General features: G+C 65.0%; 3 protein-coding genes. 2 read left to right on the top strand and 1 reads right to left on the bottom strand.

What is annotated here, in order from left to right:
* Positions 1-7: 7 nt before the first annotated feature.
* The gene (locus tag EOB36_RS33740) at positions 8-73 is read left to right on the top strand and encodes a type II toxin-antitoxin system CcdA family antitoxin (protein WP_245467974.1); all 66 of its coding nucleotides are present in this window, start codon (positions 8-10) and stop codon (positions 71-73) included.
* Complete coding sequence (locus tag EOB36_RS33735) at positions 73-372, top strand: CcdB family protein (RefSeq protein ID WP_127288394.1); 300 nt, start codon at positions 73-75, stop codon at positions 370-372. The genes EOB36_RS33740 and EOB36_RS33735 overlap by 1 nt, the downstream gene beginning before the upstream one ends.
* A gap of 32 nt (positions 373-404) precedes the next feature.
* On the opposite strand, the gene EOB36_RS35615 is transcribed toward EOB36_RS33735, so the two are convergent.
* Positions 405-1,641: hypothetical protein (locus tag EOB36_RS35615; RefSeq protein WP_128286585.1), on the bottom strand; the 1,237-nt coding region annotated here is incomplete at its 5' end.

Below are 1,641 nucleotides of genomic sequence, written 5' to 3'. Positions count from 1 at the left end.
AGCCACGATCGAGGCGTGGAACGAATACGTCGAAAAGCACGGTATTCCGCTGGAAGAACATCGGCAGTTCTGATGGCACGCTATGATGTCTTCGCGGGCCGGGTCGAAGGCAGCTATTTGCTAGACGTTCAATCCGACCTGCTCGACGATTTTAAAACACGGGTGGTGATCCCGCTTCTGCCGATAGCAATGACGCCGCCGCCGATGCGAAAGCTCCACCCCATCCTCGAGATCAATGGACGAAAATTGATAATGGCGACCCATCTGATCGCCACGGTTCCGGCCAAGGAATTGGGTGAAAGTCGACTGAATATCACCAGGCACCACGACGACATCGTGGCAGCACTCGACATGCTGTTCCAGGGCTTCTGAGCCAAAGGGGAGCGTTAGGCTGGTGAGGCCGCTCAGCCCGCCGTCTTTGTCTGCCAGGCCTTCAGCGCCTCATCGAACACCTTCTCGCCGGGAATACCCTTTTCCATGGTGAGCAGCGCCCGCCGTCCGGTCTTGTAGACGACCGGCACGTCGATCCAGTTCTGGCCCCGGAGCAGGGTCAGATTGGCGTCTTCGTCCGCCTTGGTGTCGTTGAGAGCGACTAGGAAGAAGCCGTCGGCGATTTTGGCCGGGATGCCGATCAGCGGACTGCCGGCATCCTGTTCAGAGCCCTTCATGGCGACGCGCAGGATATTGTCGACGCCGCCGCCGTCGAAACCGTCGGGCGTCAGGAAAATCATTTCGATGATATGGCTGGCCGGCAGCGTTTGGTCGGTGTTGCGGCGGATGGTCATGCGCAACTGCACGTCCTTGCCCGGAATGCTCGCCTCGGCGCGGATTGCCGGCTCGGGCGGCGGATTGCCGCCGGGCGATTCCTGCACCAGCGACCAGACGATGCTGCCGGGCTCGGCTGAGCCCTGGGCGGTGCTGGTGCGCTCCTCGTAGAAGATCGCCTTCTGGCCGACCGCCAGCGCGGTTTCCGCAGGCGCGGCTGTCGGCGCGGCCGGTGTGGCACTCGGGTTCGGCGCCGCCGGAGCGGCTGCGCTATCGGCCGGCGGCGCCGGCGCTGTTCCGACGGCAGGCGGTGTCGCAGGGGCTGCACCTGGCGTGGCGGGCGCATTCGTGGCTGGCGCATCGCCGCCCGGCGCTGCGGGCGCAGGTGCGGCCGGAGGCGGCGTGGTCAGTGCTGCGACGGATTCGCCCTCTCCGATGCCGCTTTGTCCTGAAGCGGCGGGGCCGGGATCGACCTCACCGCCCTCGGGCGTCAGGCGCTGGGTGAACTTTGCGCCCTCGGCATCCGTTGGAGCCGCTGCGGCCGGAGGCCTTGCCGCGGCATCGGTAGCCGGCTCGGCCGGAGCAGGCTTGACCAACGGTTCGATCGTTGCGACCTCGGTGCTGTTGAGACCCAGCATATTGCTGAACGCGTCCTTGTTCAGCCAGATGCCGTAGCCGCCGCCGGCAACGACGAGCAGAGCGACGACAGCAGCGATCAGCCCGCCATAGCTGCGCTTGCGCTCGGCAGGACGCAGACGCGGAAAGGTGTCCGCCGCCGGTTCCTCCTCGTTGGAAAAGACATCGCTTCTAAAGACGTCGCCCTTTTCGTCCGCCGCTGGAAAATCCCTGTCCGAAGGCACCGGATCGGTGCGCTCT

Source organism: Mesorhizobium sp. M6A.T.Cr.TU.017.01.1.1, assembly GCF_004023115.1.
In the GTDB taxonomy this organism is placed as follows: Bacteria; Pseudomonadota; Alphaproteobacteria; order Rhizobiales; family Rhizobiaceae; genus Mesorhizobium; species Mesorhizobium mediterraneum.
The sequence above is the reverse complement of the archived record's forward strand: the minus strand, read 5'-3'. Positions and strand labels throughout refer to the sequence as shown.